8 protein-coding genes are annotated in these 5,522 nt (G+C 61.4%); 5 read left to right on the top strand and 3 right to left on the bottom strand.

Annotated features, from left to right (window positions below; all coding sequences use genetic code 11):
• On the bottom strand, positions 1–210 hold a 210-nt coding region (locus DQW77_RS18415), incomplete at its 3' end, for a hypothetical protein (protein ID WP_220124996.1).
• A gap of 220 nt (positions 211–430) precedes the next feature.
• On the opposite strand from DQW77_RS18415, the gene DQW77_RS17690 reads away from it, so the two are divergent.
• Both DQW77_RS17690 and DQW77_RS17685 read left to right on the top strand, forming a co-directional pair.
• The gene (locus DQW77_RS17690) at positions 431–1,066 is read left to right on the top strand and encodes a hypothetical protein (RefSeq protein ID WP_147095028.1); all 636 of its coding nucleotides are present in this window, start codon (positions 431–433) and stop codon (positions 1,064–1,066) included.
• A gap of 2 nt (positions 1,067–1,068) precedes the next feature.
• Positions 1,069–1,674, top strand: a complete 606-nt coding sequence (locus tag DQW77_RS17685) for a hypothetical protein (protein WP_113259646.1) — start codon at positions 1,069–1,071, stop codon at positions 1,672–1,674.
• 12 nt (positions 1,675–1,686) lie between these two features.
• Here DQW77_RS17685 and DQW77_RS17680 read toward each other — a convergent pair whose 3' ends face one another.
• Positions 1,687–2,829 carry a hypothetical protein gene (locus DQW77_RS17680; protein ID WP_147095027.1) on the bottom strand — a complete coding sequence of 381 codons (1,143 nt, stop codon included), beginning with the start codon at positions 2,827–2,829 and terminating at the stop codon, positions 1,687–1,689.
• On the opposite strand from DQW77_RS17680, the gene DQW77_RS17675 reads away from it, so the two are divergent.
• The 3 genes from DQW77_RS17675 (at position 2,828) to DQW77_RS18145 (ending at position 4,809) form a co-directional block, all read left to right on the top strand.
• On the top strand, positions 2,828–3,613 hold the full coding sequence (locus tag DQW77_RS17675; RefSeq protein ID WP_147095026.1) for a hypothetical protein: 786 nt from the start codon (positions 2,828–2,830) through the stop codon (positions 3,611–3,613). The two genes, DQW77_RS17680 and DQW77_RS17675, sit on opposite strands and share 2 nt — an antisense overlap.
• A gap of 76 nt (positions 3,614–3,689) precedes the next feature.
• Complete coding sequence (locus tag DQW77_RS17670) at positions 3,690–4,568, top strand: hypothetical protein (protein ID WP_147095025.1); 879 nt, start codon at positions 3,690–3,692, stop codon at positions 4,566–4,568.
• A gap of 61 nt (positions 4,569–4,629) precedes the next feature.
• On the top strand, positions 4,630–4,809 hold the full coding sequence (locus tag DQW77_RS18145) for a hypothetical protein (protein WP_147095024.1): 180 nt from the start codon (positions 4,630–4,632) through the stop codon (positions 4,807–4,809).
• 533 nt (positions 4,810–5,342) lie between these two features.
• On the opposite strand, the gene DQW77_RS17665 is transcribed toward DQW77_RS18145, so the two are convergent.
• Positions 5,343–5,522: hypothetical protein (locus tag DQW77_RS17665; protein WP_220124995.1), on the bottom strand; the 180-nt coding region annotated here is incomplete at its 5' end.

Here is a 5,522-nt window from a genome sequence, read left to right as displayed (position 1 = left end):
CAAAGGTTCGATGATCGCCCACTGCCTGTCTGTCAAAGTCCGTCTGCTCAAGATCGCCTCCCGTTTTTGATCTTGAATCAAACGAGAACCGATTTGGGAATCCCCTAAATGCAGACGCCGCCTAAGGCGAGGCGCAAAGAGCTTTTGCTTTTTGCGGATCAAGCGGCATCTGTTATTGTCACGACATATTATTTTCTTGCGGTGTGCCATGCCCCTCAGACCCCCGATTTGCGTTGATGTCTTTCATAAACCGCAGTCTCGATGCGACCTGGGCGAGCCTGGCCCGATAGCACGGTCGGCCCATGCGGCGAGTGGTGCTGAGCGTCGATGGCTCTTAACGTGTCCAATCAATAATCCCAAGCGGACTAAGACCGCAAACAACGACCAACCGTCGATCCTGGGGTATCTCAAGCATAATAGGAGATTTGGCGTGAGACGGCGAGATATGACGTGTTTTGGTCGTGCTCTGCGTGCCGCTGGTGCGGCAGCGATTCTCTGCGTGGTGGCGATGCCGACCACCGGGCAGGAGGTCGGTGTCGAGGCGTTGATTGCCGACATTGACGAGCGGGCGGGCCAGTACGCGGCTCTTGTCGAGATACTGCAGGGACCTGACCCCGCCCGTGCACTGGCGGCCTTCGACGTGATGCTCGAGACTGGTGACAAGACGATGCGGGAGACGGCGATTTCAGCGGCGATGACGGCAACTGACGAACGCCTGCGGGCACGTGCCCTTTGGGAGACGCTTGTGCGCAAAGACTCGATCACGCTTGTGATAGAAACCGATGGTCTCGATGACGAGGCGCGCGGCGCGCTCGACAAATGGATCGGCGCGGTCAGCACCTGGGGCATCACCGCACGCTTTCCTGATACGCAGTGCCTCAACCTTTGGAACTCGCGTAGTTGCGAGGAAGATCATAATCTTTCCGTTTCTGGCCTGAAAATAGATATGGTCTACGATGGCACTATCATGGGCGGTTTATCGTTGACTTCGGAGGGAGCACTCACCGGGCACGTCAAAAATGTTGACGACAACGCCGTCTATCCCGCAACCATCCACCTGAGGTGACCATGCTTCGACTGACAGCGATCGCGATTTGCTCCATCCTCACCCTGCCTGCCGTCGCACAGGTGACGCTCGACGAGCTCGATGCGGCGGCGAATGCCAGCGACGCGGCGATGGAGGAGTTCCGCAAGCGGCTGAATGACCCTGATCCCGACCGGGCGCTCGCGGTTCTGCATCTGCTCGTCAGCAAGGGCGACTCCGATCAACGGCGGATGGCCGTGCGGCACGGATTGCAGAGCACCGACCGGGCGATCCGCGCAACCACGCTGCGCGCGATCTTCGATTCCGAGCCCACGCTGCGCCTCGTGCTGGAGCCGGTGAGCGATGAGCCCGACCATTCATTCACGACGAGCGTATCCTGGTGGGGCGGGGTCATCGACTCAGAAGGCATCGTGACCATCACTCTCAAGATAACCGGATTCAATTCAGAAGAGGACTGTTGGACCGACGAAAAAACCGAGAAATGCCTGTTGCGGATAAAGGGCGATATCGTCAGCCTTTGGATCGGAAGCAGTTGGGGGTCCTACGAACTGAACGGAGCCGGACAGCTCAAGGGCGAGCAGGCGTTCAAAGGGAACCTCACGAAGGCCACAATCGATCTTTCGGAATAGACAAGCGCCTCGTCAGTCGATCGACACCTCGTCGAGACGCACCGGCGAGCCGCCGCCCCAGCTCGACTCTATGGTGATCGTCACGGTGTGGGCAAAGCGCTCTCCCAGGCGAAGCTCGAACTCGCCATCGGGTGTCATTTCGGGCGCGGGGATTTGGGAGGGGCGCGGCCGGGCCGGGTCGGTCGAGCTGTCGGTGACGATGCCGATTCTGCGTGGGACAGCGGCACCGGTGCCCGGCGCGCTGCGCAGTCGGATGCGGCTGAGCCGATCGGTTTCGCTCAGGCGAAGCGTCAGGTGGACAGGTGCCTCGCCCAGATGAAACACCCAGGCACCGTCCCCCTCGAGCATCGCAACGGGATCGACTGCGCCGTCCACCGGGTGGGCCGACCACTGCACGGCTTCAAGCGGATCGCCGGGCGGCAGCGAGACCGCGTCACCAGGGGGCGGCACGGCGACGCGCGCGGTCGTGCTGCCGGTGTCTCCCAGGCCGGTTGTCGTTCCCTCTCCCAGCACCTGCCGGACGAGAGCCCGCAACGTGTCCATGCGGATGGCCAATGCCTCGGCTGCCCCGTCGGCCTGCAGAATCATCGCGACGGGCGTTGGGCCGAAGAAGGCCACTGCACCCGAGGTGCCGCCAAACAGGTCGGCTCTTTCGCCTGCCGCTGGCATAAGGCGCACTAGGTCCGGGCCGCTGGAATGGACGACGAGGCGCCGCCCCTCGAACACCCTTTGTCGCGGTCGCCGGAGCATCAGCTCGGTGCCGGGCCTTATCTGGTCGCCGAGGGCGCGCGGCAGGCCGCTCCACACGTCGCCGCATGCCGCCTCGAGGCCACCACGGACGACGCCCAGCGAGATATCGGAGGCGTCGGGGGCGACGTGCACGATCCGGGCCGTGCCGATCGGCCCGCCGGCGCTTTCAGAGCCGAGCCGTATGCCATCCATGCTGCGACGGTGCAGGTGTGTCGGCAGGATCACGTAGCAGTTCCCGCCCTGGTGCACCAGAAGCCCCGCTCCGCTCCCTTCCTCTACCGTGACCACGCGCCCCTGCGCGGGGACGGCGAGCGTCCAGGCGAGCAGAAATAGCATCAATGACCCTAGGCATCGGAGGCGCATTGACTTAACGTCATAATGGAAACGCGAGGTGGTAAATGTCATGGGCTGGCAGGCACGGATAACTCTTGTTGCATGGATCGGGCTCCTCTGCGTTGTATCCTATCTACCAGCGCGCGCCCAGACCGAAGATATCGCATTAGACGAGCGTGAGTTCCACGAGCGATTTGATGAGCACGGTCGCGTCAGCGGTGACGTTGTGATGGGGGTCATGATCGGCCGCAAGACGGACGGGGAACGCGACGATGCGGCCCTTGCCGACCTCGCGCCGCGACGGACCGCGGATGTCGCGGTGCTCCGCCTGCCACCACGGGCACAGGATGCAGAACACGCAAAAAAGCGGCTATTCTGTGTAAGGATCAACTCGAAGGATGGGCGCTTCGAGGCCGAAAACACGTATTCAGTAGCAGACGGGGTCATCTCGCCGAGCGGCCCTTTCCCCTATATGGGCAGACATGAGCCCATCGTGACAGCGCTTCGTGCCGTATCTCTCGTCAAGGTCGGGCAGTGTGGTGATCGCGCCGATGCGGTCATCCCTTCCACTTGGGGCGGTGACGACATTGCGCTGGGATCAAGCGCTCTGCATGTGTTCGTGAACTCCGCCGGCAATCCTACGGTCGCCGTTATGGGCTCCGGCCCTGAGTTCATAGCTTGCAATGACATCGCCGACGCCTCCACGCTGAAATACACCGCGTCCTGTGTGCTCCCGTTCGACAAGCTGCAGGCACACGCCGAGGACGGTGTCGTCCGTCTGGAACTTCTCGTCACGCGCAGTCTGGGGGAAGAATCGTTCGACGTCATGATCGTACTTCCCAAAGTAACTCGTTGACATGGCAGAAACGCGGAAAGGGCGAAACGGCAGCTTAGGCGCCAAGCTCAGATCACTCCTGCCAGAGCCCAGGCTGTTGGTCATACTCTTGGTCTGCATAACAACAATTTCCGCGATCTTGGTGTATTTCCACTTGGTTCTGGAGCGGACCATCGTAGTGGATGCCCAGACCGGGGCGTTCGAAATAGAGCTCGAGGCCGAATTGGCTGGAAAGGTGTTTCGCAACGTCTGGATCTGCGAGAAGCGCGAAGATGGCGCAGCGTCGGAAACGGTTGCGCAAGGTCCGATTGGCTGCCCCTCGCGTACGCATCAGCTGGTCGGACCCGAGGAAATGGTTGTGCCGACCCTGCCTGTAGGGTCAGAATTGGAGTTCACGGCACAGCCCGGTCTGTTGCGGATTGACGTCGTATCGCTGCCGGAGCGGTATAGCGATACGGATGTCGGGCGGCTGGAAGGTGGCGCATTGGCCCTTGTCGGCCGGGACGCGCTCGAAGCATTCGGGACCCTGGCGCTGAGCGGAACCGCCAAGATTGGCGCGCTGTTCTCGGAAACGGATCGCGTATCAACAGCGTCGGGTAGCTATCAGATACGGGGATACACACCGGTTGGCCTGATAAGCGGTGAGATGCGCGAGCTACGTAGCGGACAGCTCCTTGGCGGGGCACGTGTGCGCTTCGTCAAGGACGGCGACGAAACGGCGACCGCGCATATCGCCGTTACGCTTGCCGAACCAGAACGTTCTTTGATGCGCGTGACTGCGATATCCGGGCATGCGACCAGCAACATCGCAGTGCGCTACTATTTCACCGAAGAGGTGATCATACGCCCGTCGTTCTTCGATGCTTTGATCCGGGATCCCGCAGTGCAGCTCTTCGCGATGATTTTTGGTGCCATTGCAGGCTACGGCTGGCTTAAACGCCTCTCCAGGGGGACGCGCGCCACCCAGGATCGGTGAGAGTGCTTTCCGTAGCTTGTGTCGGCCCGGGTAAGCGTCCCGGGTAAGCCCGGGCGCTCCCATGAGACCGCGCCAGACAGGCGCGCACCGCCATGTCCGCCGTGCGGCCGCGCACCTTGAGGCCGTGACGAACCTAGGGCAAGCGGCCGGCAAACGACCGGTAAGCGACGGCGTGGCGACGACGGTCATATCGCCGCTGCTGAGCGCACCCGGCAGCTTCGGCCTGCCTGCTGTCATCTGACGTTTTCGCTCGGGATACTTGCCTGACGCCCTCCGGCCAGGTCCCATACGGACTTGGTGTCGCTGATCAGCAGAACACGAGCGCCTCTGGCGCCATTTTCTGATTCCGATTTCCTCGAGCAGGAGGATCGGCAGCGGCGCCGCCTCCCGAACAGAAGCGCGGCGCGCTCTCTTACGCAATCGCACCGTCTCCTGCGCTCGATCTTCCGGCATGTGTCGAGAGGGCGCGCGCAGCGTCCACGTCAAGGCATCATCAGGCCTGCCAAGCGCGCCCGGGCCTTGACCGTTACAGGTAAAAAACGGATTTCGGTAGGCTGGACGCTGGCTAAGTTCCTGATTTTACGAGAATGGGTGTTTACATATGTAAACATTTGCCGTTTGGAAATTCGGACGATGTAAGCATTTTCGAGGGCATTCCCCGGGCATATGTAAACATTTTCGCGGGCCGAATGTTTACATATGTAAACATCCGTGGCGGCCACGTAAACATTCTTGTCGGCGCTTGGCGCGGCCAGAGCGCGGCGTGACATTTCCCTATGGGCCGTTCTCCATAAACAGCGCGACGAGCGGCACATTGATGTAGTAATTGCTGCGGCCCGACTGATGCTTCTCCACGAAGCCGTGCTCGGCGAGTGCCTCCAGGTATTTCGAGGCGGTCTGCCGGGTGACCTTGAGATCGTTCACGACAAACTCGATCCGGGTATAGGGGTGCCG

This window comes from Roseovarius sp. TE539 (genome assembly GCF_003298505.1).
GTDB lineage: Bacteria > Pseudomonadota > Alphaproteobacteria > Rhodobacterales > Rhodobacteraceae > Roseovarius.
This window is presented reverse-complemented; position numbering and strand designations above follow the sequence as displayed.